The sequence below is a fragment of the Streptosporangium nondiastaticum genome (genome assembly GCF_003011965.1).
In the GTDB taxonomy this organism is placed as follows: Bacteria; Actinomycetota; Actinomycetes; order Streptomycetales; family Streptomycetaceae; genus Streptomyces; species Streptomyces nondiastaticus.
In genome coordinates this window covers 1-623 of record NZ_PXWG01000336.1, presented here as the reverse complement: position 1 = coordinate 623, position 623 = coordinate 1, and the positions used below count along the sequence as shown (strand labels likewise).

Below are 623 nucleotides of genomic sequence, written 5' to 3'. Positions count from 1 at the left end.
TCGGGCGGCGCGGGCACGCGGGGCACGCCTTCGTGCGGGGTGTCCGTACGACCGAAGCCGGCCCCGGCGGGGGCGAACGGGTCCGCGGCGCCGCCCATGGCGGGCGCGGGGAACTGCTGTGTGCTCTCCGGCTCGGTCCACTGCGCGCCGCCGCCCACGGGGGTACCGGGCGCCGGGGGCTGCATGATGCCCATGGAGCCGGTGCTCATCGGGTCGTCGGGCCAGGGCGCGCCGCCGCCCGGGGCGGGCGGCTGCGGCATCGAACCGGTCGTCGAGGGGTCGCCCGGCCACGGCGTCGAGGCCGTGGTGGAGGGGCTGCCGGGCCAGTCGTCCACGGGTGCGCCCGGGGCGGGGGCGACCGGCCCCGGGGCGGCGGGAGCGGAGGAGGCCGACGGGCTGCCCGGCCAGTCGTCCTGCGTGCCGCGCCGCTGTGCCGCGCCGCCGGCGGGGGTGCCGTTGCCGGGCACGCCACCGGGCGCACCGGCGCCCGGGATGTCGCTCATACCCGTGTTCATACCCGCGTCCCACGGGGTGGCACCCGTGGTCGAGGAGCCGCCGGGCCAGTCGTCCTCCGCGCCGCGCCGCTGCGCCGCGCCGCCCGCCTGGGGGCCGCCCGCCTGCGG

General features: G+C 81.4%; 1 pseudogene. It reads right to left on the bottom strand.

Annotation, left to right across the window (positions count from 1 at the left end):
- Positions 1 to 503 (bottom strand): annotated as a pseudogene (locus B7P34_RS38000) (hypothetical protein); the annotation flags it as partial.
- Between the last annotated feature and the right edge of the window lie 120 nt (positions 504 to 623).